The 24,105-nt window shown below is 66.7% G+C and carries 20 protein-coding genes and 1 CRISPR repeat array; of the genes, 3 read left to right on the forward strand and 17 right to left on the reverse strand.

The genetic code is table 11. From position 1 onward, the window contains the following. Positions 1 to 46 precede the first annotated feature (46 nt). Positions 47 to 403: a CRISPR direct-repeat array (repeat unit 36 nt; unit sequence GATGATATCAAAGGGGAACGGTGACTGATTCCCAGC). A 355-nt stretch (positions 404 to 758) separates the two neighbouring features. The 12 genes from rlmB to thrC all read right to left on the reverse strand — a co-directional run bounded on the left by rlmB (position 759) and on the right by thrC (position 17,007). Then, positions 759 to 1,739: a 23S rRNA (guanosine(2251)-2'-O)-methyltransferase RlmB gene (gene rlmB / locus ACQY7V_RS05520; RefSeq protein ID WP_428639261.1), complete on the reverse strand. Its 981-nt coding sequence runs from the start codon at positions 1,737 to 1,739 to the stop codon at positions 759 to 761. A gap of 265 nt (positions 1,740 to 2,004) precedes the next feature. Continuing rightward, entirely contained in the window at positions 2,005 to 3,444 is a 1,440-nt protein-coding gene (locus ACQY7V_RS05525) for a GH1 family beta-glucosidase (RefSeq protein ID WP_320835961.1), read from the reverse strand. Continuing rightward, a complete protein-coding gene (gene yicI, locus ACQY7V_RS05530; RefSeq protein WP_320835960.1) occupies positions 3,441 to 5,741 on the reverse strand; it encodes an alpha-xylosidase in 2,301 nt (766 codons plus the stop codon). The genes ACQY7V_RS05525 and yicI overlap by 4 nt, the downstream gene beginning before the upstream one ends. 25 nt (positions 5,742 to 5,766) lie before the next feature. Further along, positions 5,767 to 6,615, reverse strand: a complete 849-nt coding sequence (locus ACQY7V_RS05535) for a carbohydrate ABC transporter permease (protein WP_303775622.1) — start codon at positions 6,613 to 6,615, stop codon at positions 5,767 to 5,769. A gap of 1 nt (position 6,616) precedes the next feature. After that, the gene (locus ACQY7V_RS05540) at positions 6,617 to 7,585 is read right to left on the reverse strand and encodes a carbohydrate ABC transporter permease (protein ID WP_428639263.1); all 969 of its coding nucleotides are present in this window, start codon (positions 7,583 to 7,585) and stop codon (positions 6,617 to 6,619) included. Between the two features lie 67 nt (positions 7,586 to 7,652). Continuing rightward, positions 7,653 to 8,969, reverse strand: coding sequence for an ABC transporter substrate-binding protein (locus ACQY7V_RS05545; RefSeq protein ID WP_303843779.1), 1,317 nt, complete (start codon positions 8,967 to 8,969; stop codon positions 7,653 to 7,655). 190 nt (positions 8,970 to 9,159) lie between these two features. Further along, the gene (locus tag ACQY7V_RS05550) at positions 9,160 to 10,200 is read right to left on the reverse strand and encodes a LacI family DNA-binding transcriptional regulator (RefSeq protein WP_320835958.1); all 1,041 of its coding nucleotides are present in this window, start codon (positions 10,198 to 10,200) and stop codon (positions 9,160 to 9,162) included. Positions 10,201 to 10,274: 74 nt separating this feature from the next. Then, entirely contained in the window at positions 10,275 to 12,059 is a 1,785-nt protein-coding gene (locus ACQY7V_RS05555; protein ID WP_320835957.1) for an alpha-glucosidase, read from the reverse strand. 193 nt (positions 12,060 to 12,252) lie between these two features. After that, positions 12,253 to 13,704: a cysteine--tRNA ligase gene (cysS, locus tag ACQY7V_RS05560; RefSeq protein ID WP_321083174.1), complete on the reverse strand. Its 1,452-nt coding sequence runs from the start codon at positions 13,702 to 13,704 to the stop codon at positions 12,253 to 12,255. Between the two features lie 96 nt (positions 13,705 to 13,800). Beyond that, on the reverse strand, positions 13,801 to 13,968 hold the full coding sequence (locus ACQY7V_RS05565) for a hypothetical protein (protein ID WP_303773149.1): 168 nt from the start codon (positions 13,966 to 13,968) through the stop codon (positions 13,801 to 13,803). A 41-nt stretch (positions 13,969 to 14,009) separates the two neighbouring features. After that, on the reverse strand, positions 14,010 to 15,407 hold the full coding sequence (locus ACQY7V_RS05570) for an SIR2 family protein (RefSeq protein WP_320835955.1): 1,398 nt from the start codon (positions 15,405 to 15,407) through the stop codon (positions 14,010 to 14,012). 94 nt (positions 15,408 to 15,501) lie between these two features. Continuing rightward, a complete protein-coding gene (gene thrC / locus ACQY7V_RS05575; protein ID WP_428639267.1) occupies positions 15,502 to 17,007 on the reverse strand; it encodes a threonine synthase in 1,506 nt (501 codons plus the stop codon). A gap of 64 nt (positions 17,008 to 17,071) precedes the next feature. Between thrC and ispF the strand changes: the two genes are divergently transcribed. Both ispF and ACQY7V_RS05585 read left to right on the forward strand, forming a co-directional pair. Then, complete coding sequence (gene ispF / locus ACQY7V_RS05580; RefSeq protein WP_428639269.1) at positions 17,072 to 17,605, forward strand: 2-C-methyl-D-erythritol 2,4-cyclodiphosphate synthase; 534 nt, start codon at positions 17,072 to 17,074, stop codon at positions 17,603 to 17,605. Beyond that, a complete protein-coding gene (locus tag ACQY7V_RS05585; protein ID WP_154475286.1) occupies positions 17,602 to 18,246 on the forward strand; it encodes a class I SAM-dependent methyltransferase in 645 nt (214 codons plus the stop codon). Before ispF ends, ACQY7V_RS05585 begins: the two co-directional genes overlap by 4 nt. A gap of 84 nt (positions 18,247 to 18,330) precedes the next feature. Here the strand turns inward: ACQY7V_RS05585 and ACQY7V_RS05590 are convergent, their stop codons facing one another. The 5 genes from ACQY7V_RS05590 to ACQY7V_RS05610 all read right to left on the reverse strand — a co-directional run bounded on the left by ACQY7V_RS05590 (position 18,331) and on the right by ACQY7V_RS05610 (position 23,174). Next, positions 18,331 to 19,626 (reverse strand): MFS transporter, encoded by a 1,296-nt coding sequence (locus tag ACQY7V_RS05590; RefSeq protein WP_407826464.1) that lies wholly within the window; start codon positions 19,624 to 19,626, stop codon positions 18,331 to 18,333. Positions 19,627 to 19,882: 256 nt separating this feature from the next. Then, entirely contained in the window at positions 19,883 to 20,668 is a 786-nt protein-coding gene (locus ACQY7V_RS05595) for an IspD/TarI family cytidylyltransferase (RefSeq protein ID WP_428639270.1), read from the reverse strand. Then, the gene (locus tag ACQY7V_RS05600; RefSeq protein WP_154475290.1) at positions 20,665 to 21,177 is read right to left on the reverse strand and encodes a CarD family transcriptional regulator; all 513 of its coding nucleotides are present in this window, start codon (positions 21,175 to 21,177) and stop codon (positions 20,665 to 20,667) included. The genes ACQY7V_RS05595 and ACQY7V_RS05600 overlap by 4 nt, the downstream gene beginning before the upstream one ends. Before the next feature lie 90 nt (positions 21,178 to 21,267). After that, entirely contained in the window at positions 21,268 to 21,966 is a 699-nt protein-coding gene (locus ACQY7V_RS05605; RefSeq protein ID WP_154475292.1) for a response regulator transcription factor, read from the reverse strand. Continuing rightward, positions 21,963 to 23,174 (reverse strand): sensor histidine kinase, encoded by a 1,212-nt coding sequence (locus ACQY7V_RS05610; RefSeq protein ID WP_428639273.1) that lies wholly within the window; start codon positions 23,172 to 23,174, stop codon positions 21,963 to 21,965. Before ACQY7V_RS05610 ends, ACQY7V_RS05605 begins: the two co-directional genes overlap by 4 nt. Positions 23,175 to 23,356: 182 nt before the next feature. Between ACQY7V_RS05610 and phoU the strand changes: the two genes are divergently transcribed. Beyond that, positions 23,357 to 24,031 carry a phosphate signaling complex protein PhoU gene (phoU, locus tag ACQY7V_RS05615; protein ID WP_303778308.1) on the forward strand — a complete coding sequence of 225 codons (675 nt, stop codon included), beginning with the start codon at positions 23,357 to 23,359 and terminating at the stop codon, positions 24,029 to 24,031. Positions 24,032 to 24,105: the final 74 nt, after the last annotated feature.

Below are 24,105 nucleotides of genomic sequence, written 5' to 3' on the forward strand. Positions count from 1 at the left end.
CGGTGACTGATTCCCAGCCACCGCTCGATTGAGCTGTGTGACTCGCGATGATATCAAAGGGGAACGGTGACTGATTCCCAGCCGATACCGACGAAACCCACGACTACCTCGATGATATCAAAGGGGAACGGTGACTGATTCCCAGCGTTTGCCATGCACCGTGTCGGCGGTGCAGATGATATCAAAGGGGAACGGTGACTGATTCCCAGCCCTACCTCGTCCGGCAGTGCTGCCGAATGATGATATCAAAGGGGAACGGTGACTGATTCCCAGCGAGGTCGTCGGCGAGGATCACGTACTTTGGATGATATCAAAGGGGAACGGTGACTGATTCCCAGCCTGGAGGATGCCATAGGCGGTCAGGAGGGATGATATCAAAGGGGAACCGTGACTGATTCCCAGCTAATGTTGATCAATACGCGATTTTTATCATCATATCATGAAGACATGATATTCAATTCCGCGCTTTGCGTCGACGATTTTGGGATTGCAGAGACAATTCTATGAGATGCAATTGTTTGCCCCAGCAAGATCCAGATGAATGCAAATGGAATCAAATATGAGCAGCTGGGACGATCGTTGGCCCTCCCCCGAATCCACAGACTGAGCCAACGTCTCAGATGAACATGAACTCTGAGAAGGAAGGATGACGGAGAGGAAGCGATGCATACATTTCCGCAACTGCACATGGAATCATCCTGCATCCTCAGACTCGGCTCACGAGCAGTCACAAAGCGCTTCGGTGGCGAATAAAGCGCCTACTCCCCCTTCGCCCGCACCGACGCCACCTCGTACAGCGCGATGCCGGTGGCGACGGCCGCGTTCAAGGATTCAACAGCGGATGAGATCGGGATCGAGACGATCTGATCGCAGGCCTCACGCACCAGTCGCGACAGTCCCGCGCCCTCGGCACCCGTGACGACCACCAAAGGCGAAGTCGCCAGGGGCAGGTCGCGCAGGGGGGCGTCCCCTCCCCCGTCGAGGCCGATGATGAAGAATCCGGCCTTCTTGCACTCCTCGAGCGCACGGACGAGGTTGGTCGCCCGGGCCACGGGCACGCGCGCCGCCGCCCCCGCAGACACCTTCCACGCGGTCGTGTTCACACCCGCCGAACGGCGTTCCGGGATGATCACACCATCCACCCCGAAAGCCCCTGAAGACCGCAGAACGGCACCCAGGTTGTGCGGGTCGGTCACCTGATCGAGCGCGACGAGCAGCGGCGTCCCGATCTGCTGAAGCGCCCCCGCGATGAGGTCGTCGACGTGCATGTACTCGTATCCGCGGACCTCGATGGCGACGCCCTGGTGGACGGCGCCGTCGGTCGCGACGTCCAGATCGCGCCGCGTCACTTCGAACACGGGCGCACCCATCGTCGAGGCGAGCCGAATGACCTCTTCGACCCGGTCGTCCTTGATGTTGTCCAGGACGAACACGCGCTCGACGGGGACATTGGCGCGAACGGCTTCGGCGACGGGGTTGCGGCCCGCGATGAGCTCATGGCCGGGCGCGATCTTGATCGAGGTCTTCGCCCTCGCCCTCGCGATCGCGGCCTCCTGGGCCTCCTTCGCCTCGCGGGCGAGCTTGCGCTTGTGGGCGGGATGGTAGGTCCGGTCCTCGGCCTTCGGCGTCGGCCCCTTGCCCTCGAGTCGGCGGCGCGAGTGGCCGCCGGTGCCGACCTTCGCGCCCTTCTTCGAGCCGGGCTTGCGCACCGCTCCGCGGCGTCCGTCGTTTCCAGCCATGTGTGTCCCTCTCCTCGCGAGCGCCTCCCGGCGCTACTGATCCGGTCCAGCCTAGCCGGTCCGTCCTGCGCAACGGCAGTCCCCCACCGCCTTTGCGGCCGGATTCACGCGCGAAGCTCCCCCCGTTCACGCGCGAAGCTCCGCTGTTCACTCGCGGAGCACAGCCGCTCAAGCGCGCCGTCCGAGGACGGGAGAGGCCCATACGGCTCGTCCGTCGCCGCGCACAGCTGCGCAGACACGGACGCTGCCCGCCCTCGGCCCGGACTCAGCGCACGGCGTCGATTCCGGGCAGCACCCCGCTGCGAGCGAGCCTCGAGTACCAGTGCGCCGAGTCCTTCCACGTCCGTTCGAGAGTCTCGTAATCGACGTGGAGGATCCCGAACCTCTTGGAGTAGCCGTAAGCCCACTCGAAGTTGTCCATGAGCGACCAGGCGAAGTAGCCGCGGACATCCGCGCCCTGGTCGAGTGCGTCCGCCACCGCCGCGACATGATCGTGCAGGTAGGCGATCCTTTGCACATCGTGCACGCGCCCGTCCGGAGAATCGACGCGTTCAGGATCGGGGAAGGCCGCGCCGTTCTCGGTCACCATGAGCGGCAACCCCGGATAGCGCCGCGACAGTGACATGAGCAGTTCGCTCAGGCCGCTCGCATCGATCGGCCACCCCATGTCCGTGTGCACCCCGGGCTGGGCGAGGAACTCGACTCCGTCGGCCCCGATCCACGGGCTCGCGTCGGAATTCCCGTGCCCGTCCGCACCGGAGGCGCCGGCGCCAGGCTCGCACGCCCTGACGAGGACGGGGCTGTAGTAGTTCACTCCGAGGACGTCCATCCTCGCCCTGGTCACTTCGAGGTCGCCCTCGTGGACGAAGGACCAGTCGCAATGCGGCGCCGTCATCGACACCAGCACCTCCGGATACGCCCCATCGAGCATGGGCCCGAGGAAGGCCCCGTTGGCGAGCGCCTCGATCTGTTCGACGGCGCGCCGGTCCCCCGCCGACGCGGGGTCGGCCGCACGCACGACATGGAGGTTGAGGGTGACGGAGACGCGCGCCTCCTGGCCGATCTCCTCCCGGATCGCGCGGGCGGCGAGACCGTGGGCGAGGTTGAGATGATGGACGGCGGCGAGGGCGGCGGCCGGATCCTGACGCCCGGGGGCGTGGACGCCCGAGGCGTATCCGAGGTAGGCCGAGCACCAGGGCTCGTTGAGGGTCGTCCACACGTGCACGCGATCGGCGAATCGCCGGGCGAGGATCCGCGCGTACTCGGCGAAGGCGAACGCGGTTGAGCGCGACGCCCAACCGCCCTCCTCCTCCAGGGCCTGGGGCAGGTCCCAGTGGTAGAGGGTGAGGATCGGGGCGATGCCGCGAGCGCGGAGCCCGTCGATGATCCGCTCGTAGAACGCGAGTCCTTCTTCGTTGACCTCGCCGCGTCCCGAGGGGAGGATCCTCGGCCATGAGACGGAGAACCTGTAGGCGCCGACGCCGAGGCGCTCGAGTTCGTCGAGGTCGGAGTCCCATCGGTGGTAGTGGTCGCAGGCGATGTCGCCCGTGTCGCCTCCCAGGGTGCGGCCGGGCGTGTGGGAGTAGACGTCCCAGATGGAGGGACCCCGCCCGCCCTCGTTCACGCCGCCTTCGATCTGGTAGGCGGCGGTCGCGGTCCCCCACAGGAAGTCGGCGGGGAAGTCTCTTCGCATGTCAGTGCTCATTCCGCGTCATTCCCCTCGAGCGCGACCTCAAGCCGCCGCGTACCGGCCTCGGCCGCGATTCGGCGTCCGTCGGCTTCGACCGCCCACGGCCGTGTCGAATCGCTCGTCACCGTGATCCGGCTCCCCTCCCGGACGATGCGGAAGCTCGCGTCCTCGGCCCCCGCTCCGGCATCGGAGGCGGGCACGAGCAGGGTCGAGTCGTGGCCGTCGCGGATCGCGACCAGGCGCACAGTCGCGCCTTCCGCCCAGTCGTACTCGGGACGGTCCTCGACCGCCCCCCAGACGAGGGCGGAGTCCTCGCGCAGGTAGAGCGGCAGGGAATGGAAGTCATGGACCTCGCGGATCCAGCGCCCGCCCTCGACGACCTCCCCGCTCAGCAGCGAGGTCCAGCGCCCCGCCGGGAGATAGACCTCGACCTCGCCTGTGGTGCTGAAGACCGGGGCGACGAGCAGCGAGGGGCCGAGCATGTACTGGGTGTCGATGTCGTAGACCGCGCGGTCCTCGGGGAACTCGAGGACCATCGGCCGCATCATCGGGATCCCGGACTCGACGGCCTCGCGAGCGGCGGCCCCGAGGTAGGGCAGGAGCCGGTTCTTGAGGTGCGCGAACTCGCGGGTGATCTCGACGGCCTCCTCGTCGAAGGCCCAGGGGACGCGCACCGAGTTCGAGCCGTGGAATCGCGAGTGCGAACCGAGGAAGCCGAAGGCGATCCACCTCTTGAACACCGCGGGGTCCGGCGTCCCTTCGAAGCCGCCGATGTCGTGGCTCCAGTAGCCGAAGCCGCTCATCGCCAGCGAGAGGCCCCCGCGCAGGGTCTCTCCCATCGAGGGGAAGGTCGATTCGCAGTCGCCGCCCCAGTGGACGGGCATGGTCTGCCCGCCGATCGTCGCCGAGCGCGCGAAGAGAACGGCTTCGCCCTGGCCGTGAGCCTCTTCGAGGACTTCGAATGCCGCCCTGTTGTACAGGCCCGTGTAGGCGTTGTGCATCCTGACGGGATCCGAGCCGTCGAACCATTCGACGCCGCTGACGGGGATCCGCTCCCCGAAGTCGGTTTTGAAGGCGTCGACGCCGATCGCGACAAGGGCCCGGAGCTGGTCCTTGAACCATTCGACGGCCTCGGGATTCGTGAAGTCGACGAGGGACATGCCCGCCTGCCACAGGTCGGTCTGCCAGATCCCCCCGTCGCTCGTGCGCAGCAGGTAGCCCTTTTCAGCGCCCTCGTCCCACAGTCGGGACTTCTGGGCGATGTAGGGGTTGAGCCAGACGCAGACGCGCAGGCCCCGCTCCTTGAGTCGCGCGAGGAAGCCTGCCGGGTCGGGGAAGGCGATCGGATCCCAGACGAAGTCGCACCAGTGGAACTCGCGCATCCAGAAGGTGTCGAAGTGGAAGCAGGAGAGCGGGAGTCCGCGCTCGGCCATCCCGTCGATGAAGGACATGACGGTGTTTTCGTCGTAGCTCGTCGTGAACGAGGTGGTGAGCCAGGTGCCGTACGACCATGCCGGCACCTTCGGGGGGCGCCCGGTCAGGCCGGTGTAGCGGCGGAGGACGTCCTTCGGGGTCGGACCGTCGAAGATGAGGTATTCGAGCCGATCCCCGGAGACGGAGAACTGGATGCGGGACACCGCTTCGGAGCCGACCTCGAAGGAGACGTCCCCGTGATCGAGGACGAGCAGGCCGTATCCGGCGGTTGACATGTAGAAGGGGATGTTCTTGTACGCCTGTTCCGAGGAGGTGCCCCCGTCCTCGTTCCAGATGTCGACGCTCTGACCGTTCTTCACGAAGGCGCCGAAGCGCTCGCCCATGCCGTAGATGCGCTCACCCGGGCGCATCTGGAGCTGCACGTAGATGTGCCGTTTCCCTTCGGGCGAGACTGCGAGTCCGATCCCCCGGGAGGGGCAGGAGGTCAGAGCGCGCCCCTTCGAGGAGATCTCGAAGCCCCAGCCCGGGCCCGTCGGCACCTGAATGCCGAGATCCCCGGCGCAAAGGGTCGTCCCCTCCTCGTCCTGGTCGATGCTGTGCGGGAATTCCTCCGGCAGGGCGATGCGCACGGGGCGGTGCTGCGCGCGCTTGCCCTTCCAGCGCTCCACGCAGACTTTGAGAACGCCGTCCGCGACCGCTTCGACCGAGAGGTCGAAGGCGCCCGTGTTGAGCGTGTCCCCGCGGGTGAGGACCTCCTTGACCGGGGCGAGCAGGCCGATGCGCGCCGCGTCGGCGTCGACTTCGATGCCGCGCATCTGCCGTGCCCGTTCCACGGTCCATCCGCGGCGGTCGAGCCAGAAACCATCAGAGAACTTCACGTGCGCTCCTAAGCGTCGCTTCGGGTCACTTCACGGCGCCGGCGGTGATGCCGCGCGAGAGTGTCCGCTGGAAGAAGAGGAAGAAGAGGAATGTCGGGATCAGGGAGAGGAGGGCCCCGGCGTTGAGGGTCGGGACGTCGAGCATGCGGTCGCCCTGGAGGGAGGCGAGGGCGATCGGCACGGTCTGATTGGCGTTCGAGGTGAGCATCACCATCGGGATGAAGAATTCGTTCCAGGTCCAGATGAAGAAGAAGACCATGAGGACGCCGAGCGTCGGCCGCACGTTCGGGAAGACGACGGAGCGCAGGATCCTCCACCGGGAGGCGCCGTCGAGTTGGGCCGCTTCGAGGAGGGCGCGGGGGAAGGTCCCGAGGACGGAGGAGAGGAGGTAGGTGCCGAAGGCCGATTGGATGACGGCGAAGATGATGACGATCGACCACAGGTTGTCGTTGAGGCCGACCATGCGCGCCATGGTGAACAGCGGGTAGACGAGCACTTCCTGGGGGAGCATGTTCGCCAGCAGGAAGACTCCGATGAGGACGGTGTTCCCCTTGACTCGCCCGATTCCGATGGCGAAGGCGCTGAACAGAGAGATCGCGACTCCGATCAGGGCGACGAGGGCGGAGGTCCACACCGAGTTCCAGACCTTGACGGGGAATTGCGTGCGCTGCCAGAAGTACTCGAGCCCATCGGTGTACAGGCTCGTCGGAAGGGCGAGGGGGCCGCCGCTGGAGTAGTCCGCGGAGGATTTGAAGGCGTTGAGGAGCATGAGGAGGATCGGGGCGATCATCGCGAGGGCGATGATTCCGCACAGGGCGAGGATCAGCCAGCGCTGCCATCCCCTGTGGAAACGGTCTTTCGGCTGTGCGGCCATCTCAGAAGCCCCTTTCTTCCCGGCGCGCCGAACGGTTCTGGAGGACTTGGATCGCGACGGCGACGATGATGATGACGATCGTGAGGACGGTGGCGATGGCGGCGCCGTAGCCGACCTTCGATTTGTCGAAGAAGTTGAGGTACGAGTAGTACGAGGGCACGAGGGTGGATGATTCAGGGCCCCCTCGTGTGAGCACGTAGATCGGCGCGAATACTTTGAGTGCGGCGACCGTGCATGTGAGGACGATGACGAAGGTCTCCGGCTTGATCTGAGGGATCGTGATCGCACGGAATCTTTGCCACCAGGTGGCCCCGTCGAGTTCGGCCGCCTCGTAGAGCTCCGGGTCGACGCGTTCGAGGGCCGACATGAAGATGACGGTCGGGTAGCCGATCTGGATCCAGATGAGGACGAGCATCACCGAGGGGAGCGCGGTCGAGGTCGAACCGAGCCAGTTCGGCGGTTGGGCGACTCCTATGGCTCTGAGCAGCGTGTTCAGTGCGCCACTCTCGGCGTTGAGGATCCAGTTCCAGACGATGCCCGCGACGGAGATCGGGAGGATCTGAGGAAGGTAGTAGGTGGCCCTGAGGAAGCTCGCGACACCGGAGGTGAAGTGCTTGCCGATGTAGTCGAAGAGGGCGGAGGCCAGGAGGAGGCCGATGAGGGTCGGGATCACGACCATCGCGATGATCATGAAGAGCGAGTTCGTGAAGGAGAGCCAGAAGGCGGAGTCGTGAAGGAGGTTCTCGTAGTTCTCCAACCCGATGAACCGCATCTTCGACATGCCTCCCTTCCACTTCGTCAGGGAGTAGTAGAGGTTGAGGGCGAAGGGGATGAGGATGATGACGGTGAAGCCGATCATCCCGGGAATGAGGTAGGGCCAGTAGCCGATGGTGCTGCTCCGCCGTCCTCGCCTGCGAGTGCCGTGGCGCTCGCGTGCCGATCCGGCCGCCTGAGCGTGTGTGCTCGTCATTGCGTTTCGCTTCCTAGCTGGTCGAAGGTCCGGGGGCGGCGGGCGGGCCGCCGCCCCCGGCGTGCGCTCACTCGCCCGTGAGCTCCGTCTTGCCCTCGGAGTAGAGGTCGCCGAGGTCCTTCATGGCGCCCTCGGGGGTCTTCGAGCCGCTCATCAGCGACTGGAGGTTGGAGACGATCTGGTCGTAGAAACCGGGGACCGGCCAGTCCGGGTAGTAGGCGAGGGCGTTCTGCTCCGCGAGCTTCTGGAAGTTCTCGGTGAGGGTCTTCGTCGCCTCGTCGTTGATGGCGTCGGAGCCGCCGACGACCGGGAGGCCGCCTTCCGCCCCGAGCACCTGCTGCACCTCGTCACGCAGGGTGATGTCGATGAAGTCGTAGGCGAGTTCCTTGTTCTTCGCGTTCTCCGGGACGACCCACAGGTTGCCGGAGGAGCCGAGGGCGTACTTCGAGGGGAAGAGGAATTGGCCGAAGCCGTCGCCCATCTCGTTCTTGAGGCGGCCGAACCACCAGGAGCCGGTGACCATCATCGGGTACTTGCCGGCGATGAATCCCGTTCCCATGTCTTCGGCGGTCAGGCCGGAGGACTCTGCGGAGACGTATCCCGCATCGACCCATTCCTTGAAGGTCTGCGCCCCGGAGGCGATGGGGCCCGAGGTCCAGTCCACGTCGGCATCGAAGAACTGGTAGTTCCGGACGAACTCGTCATCGGCTCCGGACAGGACGAGGTTGTACCAGAGTTGGCCCATCGGGTACTCGGCTCCGGCTTCGGCGAGCGGCGTGATGCCTTTGGCTTTGAAGGCGTCCATCACGGCGACGAATTCATCGAGGGTCGTCGGGATTGAGAGTCCCGCGTCGGCGAACATCTGCTTGTTGTAGTAGACGAAGACGAACTCGCCGTAGTTGGGGATTCCGTACCAGGAGCCCGATCCCATGAGGCCGTCTTCGGTGTAGCGCGCGGTCGCCGAGATCGATTCGGGCAGGAGCTTGTCCCAGCCTCGCTCCGCGGCGACATCACTGAGGTCGGTGACGAGGCCCTGGGAGGCGAGCTGGCCGGCGGTCGCATTGCCCTTGTTGTATTCCATGACGTCGGGAACACTGTCGCCGGTGAGGACGATCTTCGCGTTCTTCTGGATCTGCTCGAAGGTCTGCTCCTCGGTCTTGACTTCGACGCCGGGGTGCTCCTCTTTGAAGATCTCGACGGCCTTCGCCCAGGCCTTGCCCATGGCGGAGTCGTCGGATTCGTAGTCCCAGATCGTCAGGGTTCCGCCCTGGGCCGGATCAGAGCCGGATGCCGCGCCGGCGTCCGATCCCTGCGAGCAGGCTGCGAGCCCCGCCGTCATCGCGAGGGCGGCCGTGATCGCGGCCGCTCGTTTCATCGTCTTCATGACAAGTGTCTCCATCCGGTGTGGTGTCCGCCCCGGATGCTCCGGAGCGTCGCGCGCCTTCGACCCTCTTTGTCGAAGCGCTTCGATTATGTGATGAGCCGCCCGAGTCCGAATCCGGGCGAAGGACGGGGAGGTGCCGCGGACGGCGCGACGCGGAACCGCGACGTCCCGCGCCCGACGCCCTGGGAACTCACCCCTGATCGGGGGCGCCCCGCTTCAACGCGGGCCGCGCCCGGCGCACTGACCCCCTCTCGCGATACTCCGGGGAATAGAGCTCCACTCGCGGAGCGCTTCCCCTCATGAGCGAGAGAAGCATGTCGACCGCCCTCGTCCCCGACTGCGTCGCATCGAGGGGAACGACGTCGAGGGGGATCGCGAAGCGATCCGTATCGAAAGAGGCGCAAGCGACCAGCACCGACAGACCCTCCGGATGAGCGTCCGCAGCCAGCAGCCCTCTGGATCGAGCGCTCGAGAGCACCGCTTCGACCTGGTATTCATTGCAGTCGAGGACGAGCGCGCTGAGCCCGGGCAATTCCCCGAGGGCGCCGACGAGCGGATCCTCCCCATCGGTCGGGACGAAGACAGCGTCAAGCCCCAGCTCGGCGGTTCTGTCGAGGAAGGCCCGACGGAAACGCCAGGCGAAGCCCATGTCCCGCTCATACAGGGCGGTCGGATGACCGATCAGAGCGAGGGCCCGATGCCCCTTCTCCGCCAGGGAATCGACGCACAGCCGGGCGGCCGCCCCGAAATCGAGGTCCACGCAGGCCAGATCCCGGGAATCCTTGGGGAGCCCGATGACCACGGCGGGGATGTCGAGGGAACGGATCACGTCAACGCGCGGATCATCGAGGGCGACGTCCATCATCACGATGCCATCGACCAGATCCGTGCCGACCACCCGTCGAATGCCCTCAACGGCATCCTCACCCGATTCTGTCAGGAGGATGACGTCGTAGCCATGGGCCCGCGCGGCCCCGACGACCGACAGGACGAAAGCCATGAAAGACATCGGATAAGTCTCGGAGTGCATCGGCGCGGAGAAGGCGATGATCTTCGTGCTCGCCGAAGCGAGCATTTGAGCACCGGCATTGGGGCGGTAGCCGAGCTCCTCGATCGCCTTCTCGACGCGCGCCGCAGTCGCCGAGGAGATGGAGCGCTTGCCGGAGAGGACGTAGGACACCGTGGAGATCGAGACGCCCGCACGGGCGGCGACATCAGAGATCGTCGCCATCATCACCTCCTCGTCGAAGCGCTTCGATTACGGGATCGAGTATAGGCTCGCGCCTCCCCGATCCGCAAGACCCCTCAGCAGGAGCAGCCGCCCGAAGCGGATCGGACGCCGCGTCGGAGGAAGACGCGGGCTCCCCAGGGGGCCAGCTCCGCGTCAAGGGAGCGCGGCCCGCCCTCGTTGCCCATAACTTCACGCGCATCGCTGAAGGCCCCCATGTTCCTGGGCACCACTGCACCACTCGAAAGATTGACGAGGACGAAGAGCTCCTCCTCATCAAGGGAGCGCCGATACGCGAAGATCTCCCGAGCACCGGCATCAAGGCGCTCGAAATCACCGAGCATCACAACCCGGAGCGAGTGCCGCAGACGGATGAGCGCGGCGTAATAAGCGAAGACCGAATCCTCATCATCGACTTGGACAGCCGCATTGATAGTCCGGTAGTTCGGATTCACCCCGATCCACGGCTCACCCGTCGTGAACCCCGCATTGGGGACCTCCCCGTCCCACTGAACGGGCGTTCGCGCATTATCCCGCCCCATGGTTCGCAGGCCCTCAAGAACGGCCTCCGAGGCTTCACCGGAGGCGACCGCCTCCCGGTAGTAGCGCAGCGCCTCGACATCGCGCATCTCATCGAGACCGGCGAAGACCCCGTTCGTCATGCCGAGCTCCTCGCCCTGATAAATGTAGGGCGTCCCCCGCAGGAGATGAAGCGCCGTCGCGAGCGCCGTCGCCGATTCATAGCGGTACGCCTCGTCACCGAATCTAGACACCGCCCGCGGCTGATCGTGATTGTCGAGATACAGGGAATTCCAGCCCCGGTCGCTCTGGGCCAGCTGCCACATGGTGAGGCAATCGGCGAGCTCACCTGCCCGGAGGGGGCGCGGATGGAATTTCCCCTTCTCGAGGCCGAGATCGACGTGGTCGAATTGAAAAACCATATCGAGTTCGCGTCGCGCCGGATCCGTGAACAGAGTGACGTTGTCGGTCCTGACCCCCGGAGTCTCGCCCACGGTCAGCGGAACGTCGGCGCCCGACTGCCGTCCGCCCCGCCCGTCGAAGACCTCCCGCCGCATCTCCTGGAGGAACTCGTGAAGGCGCGGGCCCTGCGAGTAGTAGGGGAAGCCGTCACCGTAAGCGCACCCCGGACGCAGATCCCCATCGGGCAGATCCGGGTCCTTCGAAATGAGGTTGATGACGTCCATGCGGAAACCGTCGACGCCCCGGTCGAGCCACCAGTTCATCATGGCGTAGACCGCCTCGCGGACCTTGGGGTTCTCCCAGTTGAGGTCGGGCTGCTTGCGATGGAAAAGATGGAGGTAGTACTCGCCCGTGGCCTCGTCGAAGGCCCACGCTGACCCGGAGAAGAAGGAAGCCCAGTTGTTCGGCTCGGCCCCCGGAGTCCCCGGCTCGAACCCCGGTCGGGCGGACCGCCAGATGTACCAATCGCGTTTGGGATTGTCCTTCGAGGAACGCGACTCGACGAACCAGGGGTGTTCATCGGAGGAGTGATTGACGACGAGGTCCATGACGAGCTTCATGCCCCGCTCATGGACATCGGCGAGGAGCCGGTCGAAGTCCTCGAGCGTCCCGAACACCGGATCGATGTCCCGGTAGTCGGAGATGTCGTAGCCGTTGTCCGCCTGCGGAGAGCGGTAGATCGGCGACAGCCAGAGGACGTCGACCCCGAGGGCCTGAAGGTAGTCGAGACGCGAGCGGATCCCCTCGAGGTCGCCGATCCCGTCCCCGTTCGAATCCTGGAAGGAGCGCGGGTAGATCTGGTAGACGACCGCCCCCTTCCACCACTCGTCGTGACCGAGTCGGGAGCCGTTTGCGCGGAGAATGTCTTCAGAGAACAACATGGAGCACCTGCCAAGTGTGAAGCGGGGGGAGTTTGACGCTCGCCGCATGGCCATCGAAGGTCACGTGCAGCGGGACGAGCGTCGATGAATCGTCCGGGGCGACTATCTGCACGGGAACACCGACCCGCAAAGTGCCGTCCCGCCCGGCAGAATCGACGCTCCGCCGCAGAAAGCGAGCCTTCTGCATCTCATCTCACGCCAGCTTCCAGCTCGCCCCGTCCCGCCCGTCGGCCACGGCGATACCCGCCGCGGCGAGGCGATCGCGCAGTTCGTCGGCGCGCGCCCAGTCCTTCGCCGCGCGCGCCTGCGCCCGCTCGGAGATGAGCGCCTGGACGAGGGCGTCGAGCGCCTCGTGCTCGGACGAATCCGCGCCGGCGCCCGTGCCGAGGCCGGAGCGCCACTGCTGCGACGCCGGATCCAGGCCGAGGACGTCGAGCATGGAGCGGACGAGGATCTGCTCCCTCTTCACGGCCGCTGCATCGCCCTCGTCGATCGCGGTATTGCCGCGCTTGAGGTGCTCATGGATGACCGCGAGCGCGCCCGCGACATTGAGGTCGTCGTCCATCGCGGCGACGAACCCGGCCGGGAGCTCGGAGGCGGGCAGGGCGAGATCTTCAGCGGGAGCCTCGCCGACCGCGTCGATCGAGCGTTCGACGAAGCCGGAGAACTTCGCCCAGGCGGCAACGGCAGCGGGCAGGGTTTCCGGACCCCATTCGATCGCCGAGCGGTGGTGGACCGTCGACAGGGCCCACCTCACGGCCACGGCCGGGAAGTCCCGCGTCAGAGCCCCGATGGACAGCACGTTGCCCAAGGACTTCGACATCTTCTCGCCCTTGGTCGTCACCCAGGCGTTGTGGACCCATAGGCGCGCGAATTCCCATCCGGCGCCGTGCGACTGGGCCTGCTCGTTCTCGTGGTGCGGGAATCGCAGGTCGATGCCGCCGCCGTGGATGTCGAACTCGTCGCCGAGGTAGCGGCGCGACATGGCCGAGCACTCAAGATGCCAGCCCGGACGCCCCCTCCCCCAGGGCGAATCCCAGGACGCGGTCTCGGGCTCCGAGTCCTTGCGCGCCTTCCACAGGGCGAAGTCGCGCGGATCGCGCTTGCCCGCTTCGACCGCCGCATCGATCTGCGCCTCATCCTCGGTCGTGCGCATGTCGACGAGCCGCTGGCGCGTGATCGACCCGTAGTCGGGCTGGGAGTGAACATCGAAATAGACGTTGCCGCACCCGTCGTCGTAGGCGTGCCCGCGGTCGATGAGACGGCGCACGAGCTCGATCTGGTCGGGGATGTGCCCGGTCGCGCGCGGCTCGTACGTCGGCGGCAGAACGCCGAGGGTGTCGTAAGCCCCGGTGAATTCACGCTCGAAGCGGTACGCCCAGGCCCACCAGTCGGCGCCCGCCTCGGCGGACTTGGCGAGGATCTTGTCGTCGATGTCGGTGACGTTGCGGACGTAGGCGACCTCGAGGCCCTGGCGTCGCAGCCAGCGCACCAGCGTGTCGAAGGAGACCGCCGCGCGCAGGTGGCCGACGTGCGGGGAGCCCTGCACCGTGGCGCCGCACAGGTAGATCCCCACGCGCCCGGGGTTCACCGGGATGAGGGGCTGGAGGCGGGCCGTCTTCGAGTCGTGCAGGTGCAGCGTCATGCCTCCGATCCTAGCGGTGCCACCGGGGAACGAGGGCGGGGCACCGTCTCCGGGACGAGGTGACACGCTCGGCAGGAGCCCTCACCCCTCTCGGGATCATGAGGCCGTCTTCGTCTTCGACTCAGCGACGATGATCTTGCCCCCGCCCGATGAGAACGGGACGAACTTGCCCGTCCTCGGATCCCGCGTGGACTTGACGGTGTAGGACCCCGTCGAGCTGCGAACGTATCCGGTCGTCTTCGTCGCATTCTTCTTCGATGCCATCTCCGCACCCCCTCATTTCGAGTCTAACGAGAAACACTCTCTCAGTAGGCGGCCCGAGACAGGCGTTCGCCCCACTCGTCGCTGACATCGAGCAGTGCGTCGTACCATTCCCGCCGTTTGAGCAGAGTCTCGGATCGCACCGACATTCCGAAGGTCAGTGCTCCGCACACGAAGGGAGGATGGACGCCATCACTCGCGTAGAGGGGAACACCGAGGACGGATCTGCGCGCAGGCTGAACATTCGGGTTCCTCGGTTCGTCCTTGAGCTTCATCTCCTCTGTACCGACGATCTCACCCGCGATGCGCGGACTGTCGTGTCCGGTAGGAACGCGCCTCATCGTTCGGATCCGCTGATGGATCACACCGCCGCCCGCCCAGCGGGCGATCCTTCCCCTCGCATCCGCCAACCACATGGTCGGGGCGGTCGCTTTGCACCCGGCAGCACTCGAGATGGTCCGCGCCGATTGCTCGAGTTCGGCGGAGTAGCGGGGTTGAAGGTCTTTGAGTTGCTCGGCGTGAGCGTCCCATATGCGTCGCACGCGCTCTTGCGGACTGACGTATTCCGGCTGACCGACGAAGGCGAGCTCCCTGATGACCGTCGCGATGTCGCACAAGTCGTGAAGACGAAGCGCTAAGAGGCCGACCGACTCCCATTCTTTGACGAGCGCGTCCTCAATCGACGAGAAGTCCTTTCGGCTCAGCCCCAATCCCTCGCGCACAATCGTGACGATCGCGGCATAGGCGGTCCGGCTCTTGTCGGCCCGGATCCGATGGAGCCACTGCCGGATATCCGGGTCCCGGTACGATGTGCCCGCGAAGAGCAGGGGACCGGATCGTACACATGCATCGAGGAAGTCGAGCTGCCACGGGGTTTCAGCGATCTGCAAGTGCATGTAATCGGAGTGCGAAACAACGGGTGAGCGGACGATTCCCGGAGCGACGACTCCGTGGAGGTGATGGACGCTCAGCTCCCCATCAATCGGATGGCCGCTCATCTCGATGACGGTGTCCGTTCCGTCCGCTTCTCTCGACGCGAGCGCTTGTTCAAGGAGCACGTCGAAGTTCAACGTCGCCACGGTCGTCGAATCCGGTCGCTCGATCTTATGTCCGGCAACCGCGTAATGAAGAGGAGAAGGGACCGGATCGAATTCCCCTCGATAGAGCGCTTCGACTAGGAGGTCCTCCCAGCGGTCCCCAGCAGCCGCATGCGCTCCTTCGAGGACGAGCGCAGGATCCTGACGCGATAGAAGGAGACCCGCAGCCGTTTCGGAGTCGACGAGTCCGCTTGAAAGCGCGACGCGCCGAGCGAATTCATCCCACATCGGCAAGCCCGACGGGGCTGAGGCTCCCGCGCCTAGGACGAAGGTGAGGTGCGCTTCATCGCGGACCAGTGGCGCGAAGCTCTCAAGAAGATCGTTCGAGATATCCGCTGCACTCATGCGCCGAGCTTACGGAAGCTCCCCATTCGACTGCGCATATCCACAGTCCGAATCGTGATCGCAGAGCCCTCCCCTGTGAGCGCATCCCGCCCCATCAGTCCAGTTGCTTCACCCTCTCCTCGATGAGCGCCCGCAGGGCGGCCGCATCATTGGGCATCTCGACGAGGCGCTGGGCCCCGCCCTCGACCCCCTCGAAACGGGCGGGAACGGGCGGCATGTGCCCGGTGGCCTCGAGGATCGTCTCGGCGAACTTCACCGGCAGGGCAGTCTCCATGACGACGAGCGGCCCGTCGAGCCCGGAGCGCAGCGCCCGCGCGACATGGACGCCGTCGGCGGTGTGCGGGTCGATGAGGTAGGCGTCCTCGTCCTCGGTCCGCCGGATCTCCTCGAGGCGGTCGGAGTGCGAGGAGGCGCCCGAGACGAAGCCGAAGTCCTCGCGCAGGGCCGCGAACTCCGGGGTTTCGGACAGGTCGAAGAAGCCGTCGCGCGCCAGGGCATCCCCGAAGAGCCCGGCCGTGCGCTCCGCATCGCGCCCGAGCAGGTCGAAGACGAAGCGCTCGAAATTCGAGGCCTTCGAGATGTCCATCGAGGGCGAGGAGGTCGCCAGGGTCTGCGCCGAGGAGCGCGGCCGGTACACGCCCGTGCGGAAGAACTCGTCGAGGACGTCGTTCTCGTTCGTCGCGACGACGAGGGCGCCGAGCGGCACGCCCATCCGACGGGCGATATGCGCGGCGCACACGTTCCCGAAGTTCCCCGAGGGGACGACGACGTTGACGCGCGGGAGCGGGGCCTCGTCGAGAGCGCGGGGCTCCTCCCGTCCCGTCGGCTCCTCGGCCCCGCCCTCGGCGATCGCCGAGGTGACGCGCAACCACGTGGCCACGTAGTACACGACCTGCGCGAGGAGGCGCGCCCAGTTGATCGAGTTGACGGCGCCGATGTGCCATGCGGCCTTGAAGGCGGGGTCCATGTTCACGGCCTTGACGAGGTCCTGGCAGTCGTCGAAGACCCCGTCGACCGCGACGTTCACGATGTTCTCGTCGAGCAAGGAGAACATCTGCGCCCGCTGGAAGGCGGTCATGCGCCCCGCCGGGGTGAGCATCACGACCGACAGGCCGGGCCTGCCGCGCAGGGCGTACTCGGCCGAGGAGCCGGTGTCGCCCGAGGTCGCGCCGACGATGGTGAGCCAGTCGCCGCGGCGGCCGAGCTCGTACTCGAAGAGCTCGCCGAGCAGCTGCATCGCCATGTCCTTGAAGGCGGCGGTCGGCCCGTTCGACAGGTGCGCGATCCACAGGCCGCCGGGCAGGTGCGAGACGGGCACGATCGCCGGATCGGAGAAGGCGGGCGTCCGGTAGGCGCGGGCGGTGATCGCCGAAAGGTCCTCGGCGGGGATGTCGTCGATGTAGAGGGCGAGGACCCTGGCCGCGAGCGCCGCGTACCCCTCGTTCTCCAGGACGCCGCGGAGCTCCTTCAAGTCGCCCGCCGTCAGCACCGGATACGACTCGGGCAGGTAGAGCCCCCCGTCGGGGGCGAGCCCCTCGAGGAGGATGTCGCTGAAGGAGCGGGCGTGATCGGCGGAACCGCGGGTGGAGATGTAGCGCACGCCCCGATCCTATCGGGGCGGCGGCGGACGAGCCGCTCCGTCCGCGAGCGATTAGCCTGAGTCCATGAATGCTTCCCCCTTCCGCATCGGTCAGGCCATCGACGTTCACGCCTTCGCCGCGGACGAGGATGCCGACGCCGACCGGGATTCCCCGCTCATGCTCGCCTGCCTCGAATGGCCGGGCCAGACCCCCCTGTCCGGCCACTCCGACGGCGACGTGGCCGCGCACGCCCTGTGCGATGCGATCCTCGCAGCGACGGGCCTGGGCGAGATGGGAACCGTGTTCGGAACGGATCGCCCCGAGTGGGCGGGCGCCTCGGGCGAGCAGTTCCTCACCGAAGTCCGCCGCATGGCCGAAGCGGCGGGCTGGACTCTCGCCAACGCGACCGTGCAGGTCATCGGCAAGCGTCCGCGCATGGCCGCGCGCCTGGACGAGGCCTGCTCGCGCCTATCCGAGATCCTCGGCGCGCCCGTATCGGTGAGCGCGACGACCACCGACGGCCTCGGCTTCACGGGCCGCGGTGAGGGCCTGGCGGCCTCGGCGGTCGCGCTCCTCATCCCCTCCGTTGTGAGCGCCGAGGGCGGGGCGGGCGAATGAACGGGAAGGCGAACGAAGAGGCCCTCGCGCGCACGAGCCTCGACTGGGAGGCGCGTTACGCCTCCCGGGAGCGCTTGTGGTCGGGGGCGGTCAACCCCCTGCTCCCCGAAATCGCAGAGGGCGCACAACCCGGTCGCGCCCTCGACATCGGCTGCGGTGAGGGCGCTGATCTGCTCTGGCTGGCCGAACGCGGATGGGAGGTCGTCGGCGTTGACGTCTCCGCGACCGCGATCGAACGCTACCTCGAGGGCGCGCGCCTCATCGGCGCTCAGAACCGCGCCTCCGGGATCGTCGGATCCGCTCAGTCCTTCACGGCTCCCGGAGCCTTCGACCTCATCTCCTTCTTCTACCTGCACCCGGGGGAGGAGACTCCCGGCGGGCTGGCCGCGCTCGTCACGGCACAGGCCCGCCGCCTGCGCCCGGGCGGGAGGATCCTCGTGGCGGCGCACGCGGTGATCCCCCCTGGAAGGCCGGGGCCTGCGCGGACATACCGCCTGGACGAACTCATGGCCGCCCTCGGCGCCGACGCGAGGGGGTGGAGCGTCGAAGTCGCTGAAGAACGGTGGACCGATCGTCCTCGGACTGACGCGCTTCCCGCTGCGAGGAGCGCGGATGCGTTCCTCGTCGTGAGGGTTCCCTGAACACGCCCCCGCATCCCCTCGACGCGCGAAGGTGATGACCTCGACGCGCGAAGGTGATGACCTCGACGCCGGGGAGGCGAGGAGTCAGTCCTCCTCGAGGTGGTCCAGGTGCGCGGCCTGCGGCTTGACCGGGATCGTGAGGAGCAGGCCCGCGAGGAGCACGAGGATGATGCCGAGGATGCCCCAGTAGGTGTGATCCTGGCCCGCGGGCGTCACCGCGCTGCCGATCCTGAGGAACACCCAGTACATCGCCGGGGCGATGAAGGAGACCGCGCGGCCGGTCGTCGCGTAGAGGCCGTAGACCTCGCCCTCGCGGCCCTTCGGGATCATCCTGCCGAGGAAGGTGCGCGACGCCGACTGGGTCGGCCCGACGAAGATGCACAGCACCAGGCCCAGGGTCCAGAAGACGATCTTCCCGTAGGAGTGCAGGGCGAACACGCCGAGTCCCGCGGCGCACATGGAGATGAGCGAGAAGATGATGACCTTCTTCGGACCGAATCGGTCATCGAGGCCCCCGAAGGAGATCGTGGCGAGGCCGGCGACGATGTTGGACGCGATCGCGAAGATCATGACGTCCCCGGAGGAGAATCCGAAGGCGGTTCCGGCGATGATCGCGCCGAAGGTGAAGACGCCCGCCAAACCGTCGCGGAAGATCGCAGAGGCGATGAGGAAGAAGAGCGTCTGCGGCGCCTCCTTCGCGAGGGACTTCACCGTGCCCCACAGGAGGCGGTAGGAGTCCCACAGGGACTCGTGCTCGCCCGTATCGTGGCGGATCACCGAGGGCTTCGGCGGATGGATGACGACCGGAAGGGCCGAGAGGCCGAACCATGCGGCGGCGATAAGCATCGAGATGCGGATGTTGAGCCCGTTGTCCGTGGGGACACCGAAGAGATTCGGGCCGATGAGCCCGACGTACAGGATGAGGAGGAGGACGATGCCGCCGACGTAACCCGAACCCCAGCCCAGGCCCGAGACGCGGCCCATGTTGTCTTTGGTCGTGAGGTGGTTGAGCATCGCGTTGTAGTTCACCGAGGCGAACTCGAAGAAGATGTTGCCCAGGCCGAGCAGGGCGATGCCCAGCCACATCGCGCCCGTCGGCCCCATCGGGGACTCGGGGGCGACGAAGAACATCGCCGCGCAGCACAGGACGACCATGCCGGTGAACCAGCCGAGCCACACGCCGCCCTTGCCGCGACGATCCGCCCTCTGGCCCGTGATCGGGGCGAGCAGGGCGATGATGAGTCCGGCGATCGTCATTCCGGTCGACAGATTCTCCGTGGCGACGCCCTTGGGCGCGAAGGTCCCGTCGCTCGTGAGGTAGACGGAGAACACGAAGGTCGTGGCGACTGCGTTGAAGGCCGCAGACCCCCAGTCCCACATCGCCCAACTGATGATGGGCCGGGTGAGGATCTTCTGCTTCCCGGAGGCTCCCGGAACCGAATCGACCGATGCCTGAGACATGCACTGCTCCTATCGGGGTCTTCGCTGACGCGATTCACCTGGAACCTAGCACGTCAGGACGAGCACTCCGTTCACCCCCGCGCCCCCTCATCCGCAAGTTCCCTTATGAACAAGCCTTTCGCGGCTTCTCGAATCCGAAGAATCCGGAGATTTCTCACCTGATGAAATTATTCAGTCAGGCCCTTTCGGAAAGAAGGAGCTCCGCAAGGGCCAGGTCCACGGGCGTCGTCACCTTCAAGGCAAGCGGATCGCCCTCGACGACGACCACCCTTCCGCCCGCCGCCTCCACGAGACCGGCGTCATCAGTCGCCGCGGTCGACTCCGAAGCGGCGCGAGCCGCGGCCGATTCATGCGCCCGACGCAAAGCCCCCCATGCGAAGCCCTGAGGGGTCTGGACCGACACCAGCATCGAACGATCCGGCGTCGCGACGACGGGCCTCACGCCCTCGTCCACGCGCTCAGCGACCTGCTTGAGCGTATCCGTCACCGCGATCGCCGGGATCACGGCCTCGTGCCCGGCGGCGACGGCGTCGATGACCCGCGCGATCACGGCCGGCGGGGTGAGGCAGCGCGCGGCATCGTGGACGAGGACGACGCTCCCTTCCTCCAGGGCGAGGCCGCAACGATCGCCGAGGGCGGGCAGCGCTGCGAGGCCTCGGGCGACGGAGGCCTGCCGGGACGCAGGAGAACCCGCGACGACCTCAACCGGAACCTCAACGATCCCGTCCCCGGCCCGAGACCCCTCGACGCGGAGAAGGCCTCCTGGGAAAACGGAAGCGAAGACGCCCAGATGATCGCCGGGCGCAGTGACGACGATCCCCGCCACACCGACCTCGGCCAGACCCCGAGCAGCCCGCACGACCAGGGGCGCGCCGCCGAGTTCGACCAGGGCCTTCGGGCCCCGAGCCCCCAGGCGCGTCCCCGAACCCGCAGCGGTCAAGACCGCGAGCGCGCGGCTCACTCGGCCGGCGCTTCTTCCTCGATGCGCCCTTCCTCAAGGATCTCGTCGAGGCGCAGGGCTGCGGCCTCCTTGTCGATGTCACGCGCGAGCGCTAGCTCGGAAACGAGGATCTGACGCGCCTTCGTGAGCATGCGCTTCTCACCGGTGGAGAGCTTCTTCTGGTCGTCACGGCGCGTCAGGTCGCGCACGACCTCGGACACCTTGACGATGTCGCCCGTCGCGATCTTCTCCTGATTCGCCTTGTAACGGCGCGACCAGTTCGTCGGTTCTTCGATGTAGGGGGCGCGCAGGACCGAGAGCACCTTCTCCAGCCCGTCCTCGTCGACGACGTCGCGCACGCCGACCAGATCGACATTGTCGGCGGGCACCTGGATCGTCAGATCGCCCTGATTCACACGAAGGGTGAGGTACGTCTTCTCCACGCCGCGGATCTTGCGCGTCGAGATTTCCTCGATCGTTGCGGCGCCGTGATGCGGGTAGACGACCGTCTGACCGATCTCGAAAGACATGTGGGACTCCCCCTGAATGAATACGAATTCCGAGAATCATTCTACCATTCGTCGGACTTCCGCCCCCGGGGAGGCGATCGTCCTCACCGCTCACCCCTTCGGCTCGGACACGAGCTTGTACCCCAGTCCTCTCACGGTCACCAGGCGGACCGGCGAGGCGGGATCCGGCTCGATGCGCGAACGCAGGCGCTTGACGTGCACGTCCAGGGTCTTCGTATCGCCGGGGTAGCCCGCGCCCCACACGCGATCCATGAGCTGCCCGCGCGTGAGCACGCGATCAGGATTCCTCGCGAGGAACTCGAGCAGTTCGAACTCCCTGAGCGGCATCGCAACCGCCTCCCCGTCGACTCGCACCTCGTGCCTGTCGACCCAGAGGCTGATCGGACCGACCTCCAACAGCTCGTCATCCTCGACGGCCCTGGGAGTCGGCGTCCTGCGCCGCAGAACGGCGTGTATCCGAGCGAGCAGTTCACGGAAGGCGTAGGGCTTCGACACGTAGTCGTCCGCGCCGATCTCCAATCCGATGACCCGATCCACCACATCGTCCTTCGCAGTCACCATGATGACCGGCATATCGGAGGACTTGCGCAGATTCCTGCAGACCTCGATCCCGGAGATCCCGGGAAGCATGAGATCCAGGAGGAGCAGATCCGCCCCGCCAGAACGCGCCAGCTCCAATCCGCGCTCGCCGTCTCCGGCTTCGAGCACGTCGAAGCCCTCCCGCCGCAGATTGAAGGCGAGGGACTCCCTGTAGGTCTCCTCGTCCTCGACCACGAGGATCGTCGTCATCTGTCACCCTCCTGCATTTCCCGGGCCTCAGCGGCGTCGAAGCGAGCACCGCCATCGGGGTCCTTCGAGTCCTCGGTGGCGGCTTCCGGCAGGACCAGCGTGAAGGTGGAGCCGCGCCCCTGCCTCGACCACACCGTCACCGTGCCGCCGTGGTCGGAGGCGATGTGCTTGACGATCGACAAGCCCAGGCCGGTCCCGCCGGTCCCCCGCGAGCGCGCCGGATCCACCCGGTAGAAGCGCTCGAAGATGCGATCGAGCTCGCCCTCGGCGATGCCGATCCCCGAATCCACCACCTTGATCCGCACCAGGTCGTCTTCGACCTCGACGCTCAAGACGACGCGCCCGCCCTCGGGCGAGTAGCGGATGGCGTTGTCCAGCAGATTCGTGATCGCGATCGCGATCATGTCCGGATCCCCCCAGACTTCCGCCCCGCTGGATCCATCCGGGCCGACCAGCTCCACGCCGGACGCCGCCGCCCTCGTCGATTCGCGTTCGAGGGCCACGGATACCAGCCGGTCGATATCGACCAGGGAGGGCGAGGCCAAAGGATCGGGCGCTTCCAGGCGCGACAGGTCGATGATGTCGGTGACGAGGCTCGAGAGCCTCTCTGCCTCGCGCACGAGCTTGGGCGCGAAATGCGCGACCGCGTCCACGTCCTCGGGGGAGGCCGCGATCGTCTCGGCCAGCAGGCGGACCGTCCCCACGGGGGTCTTCAACTCATGCGACACGTTCGCGGTGAAATCCCTGCGAGCCGCCTCGTTGCGCCGCTCCACGGTCGTGTCCTCCACGAGGATCAGGGAGTAGCCGCGCGGCAGGGGCGACACCCGCACATTGAAGTCCAAGAAGCCCGAGGCCTCCATCGAGGAGCGGGGCAACCGCATCTCCTCGCGGGCGGGCAATCCCGACTCCACGACTCGCTTCACCAGGGCGATCAAACCGGCGTGCGCCAGGCTCTCACCCTTGACCAGTCCTTTCGCGAAGGCCGCCGCATCCGCTCTGAGGATCGAGGCGTTGCGATCCACCACGATCGAAATCGTCGGCAGCGAGGTGAGGATCGCGAGGGCGTCCGGGCTCAGGCCCTGCTGCTCGGATTCGACCGAGTCCTCACGGGCGATCTGGGCCTGCGACATCCGGTACGAACCCACGCCGAGGGCCCCGACGAGAAGGCCGAGCAGGGCGACGGTGACGAGGGTGAGGATCTCAGGCACGATCCCAGCCTATCGGCGCAGGCGCCCGGCCCCGCCGTTGAACGCATCCGCCCGCCCGAATCCTCCCGAATCGTGTTCTCGCGTTCACGTCCCGTTCACCCGAACTCCACCCGCCGGTCAGGCGCGGATGATGTGATCCTCGCAGACCGCGGGCACCGGGCGCGCGGCGGAAAGGGTGCATCGTGAGGGAACTGTATCGCCAGGAACTCGCTCAGCTCGGAGCCGAGCTCGAGAGGATGGGGCGCGGAGTGTCCCGTGCGATCGAACGGGCGACCACCGCGCTCCGCGAAGCCGATATCACCATCGCCGAGCAGACGATCGACGCCGACGAGCGCCTCGACGAGAACGCCCGCACCATCGATGAGATGTGCGTCCACCTGCTCGCGCTTCAGGGCCCCGTCGCCTCCGACCTGCGGCTCATCCTCTCAGCGCTGCGCCTCTCGCAGACGATGGAGCGCCAGGGCGATCTCGCGCGCCACCTCGCCACGATCGCCCGCTCCACCTTCCCGACCCGGTCCATCGCCGAGCCCGCGGCCGGGCTCATCACGCGCATGGGTCGGGCCGCCGCCGAGATGGGCGCCCTGGAGGAGCGCCTCATCATCAGTCACGACACCGCGATCGCCGACGAGATCAGCCGCTACGACGACACCCTCGATGATCTCCAGGTCGAGGTCCACCGCCTCATCGGCGACGATTCCATTGATTTGACGCGCCGCCAGATCGTCGACCTGACGCTCGCCGCACGCTTCCTCGAGCGCTTCGGCGACCATGCGGTTTCGGCGGCCCGTCGCGTCGCGTTCATCGTCGAGGGCGCCCACGAGGCGAGCGCCGAGGGCGGAATCGACGCCCACCTGTGAGCTCTCCGAGCTCGCCGTCGAGCGTGCCTCACGGATGACGACGAAGCGGGGCCCGGCCGGTTCTCCCCGAGACT

The organism is Schaalia sp. (assembly GCF_050312375.1).
In the GTDB taxonomy this organism is placed as follows: domain Bacteria; phylum Actinomycetota; class Actinomycetes; order Actinomycetales; family Actinomycetaceae; genus Pauljensenia; species Pauljensenia hyovaginalis.

What these genes read in the sequence shown, in the direction of transcription:
- ACQY7V_RS05555 (WP_320835957.1), bottom strand. Translation starts at nt 12,059, where the DNA reads ATGTTGTTCTCTGAAGACATTCTCCGCGCAAACGGCTCCCGACTCGGT.
- ACQY7V_RS05590 (WP_407826464.1), bottom strand. Translation starts at nt 19,626, where the DNA reads ATGTGGGACTGGGGGTCTGCGGCCTTCAACGCAGTCGCCACGACCTTC.
- ACQY7V_RS05545 (WP_303843779.1), bottom strand. Translation starts at nt 8,969, where the DNA reads ATGAAGACGATGAAACGAGCGGCCGCGATCACGGCCGCCCTCGCGATG.
- cysS (WP_321083174.1), bottom strand. Translation starts at nt 13,704, where the DNA reads ATGACGCTGCACCTGCACGACTCGAAGACGGCCCGCCTCCAGCCCCTC.
- ACQY7V_RS05525 (WP_320835961.1), bottom strand. Translation starts at nt 3,444, where the DNA reads ATGAGCACTGACATGCGAAGAGACTTCCCCGCCGACTTCCTGTGGGGG.
- ACQY7V_RS05550 (WP_320835958.1), bottom strand. Translation starts at nt 10,200, where the DNA reads ATGGCGACGATCTCTGATGTCGCCGCCCGTGCGGGCGTCTCGATCTCC.
- ACQY7V_RS05535 (WP_303775622.1), bottom strand. Translation starts at nt 6,615, where the DNA reads ATGGCCGCACAGCCGAAAGACCGTTTCCACAGGGGATGGCAGCGCTGG.
- ACQY7V_RS05540 (WP_428639263.1), bottom strand. Translation starts at nt 7,585, where the DNA reads ATGACGAGCACACACGCTCAGGCGGCCGGATCGGCACGCGAGCGCCAC.
- ACQY7V_RS05600 (WP_154475290.1), bottom strand. Translation starts at nt 21,177, where the DNA reads ATGTCTTTCGAGATCGGTCAGACGGTCGTCTACCCGCATCACGGCGCC.
- ACQY7V_RS05605 (WP_154475292.1), bottom strand. Translation starts at nt 21,966, where the DNA reads ATGACGACGATCCTCGTGGTCGAGGACGAGGAGACCTACAGGGAGTCC.
- ACQY7V_RS05570 (WP_320835955.1), bottom strand. Translation starts at nt 15,407, where the DNA reads ATGAGTGCAGCGGATATCTCGAACGATCTTCTTGAGAGCTTCGCGCCA.
- rlmB (WP_428639261.1), bottom strand. Translation starts at nt 1,739, where the DNA reads ATGGCTGGAAACGACGGACGCCGCGGAGCGGTGCGCAAGCCCGGCTCG.
- ACQY7V_RS05585 (WP_154475286.1), top strand. Translation starts at nt 17,602, where the DNA reads ATGAACGGGAAGGCGAACGAAGAGGCCCTCGCGCGCACGAGCCTCGAC.
- ispF (WP_428639269.1), top strand. Translation starts at nt 17,072, where the DNA reads ATGAATGCTTCCCCCTTCCGCATCGGTCAGGCCATCGACGTTCACGCC.
- ACQY7V_RS05565 (WP_303773149.1), bottom strand. Translation starts at nt 13,968, where the DNA reads ATGGCATCGAAGAAGAATGCGACGAAGACGACCGGATACGTTCGCAGC.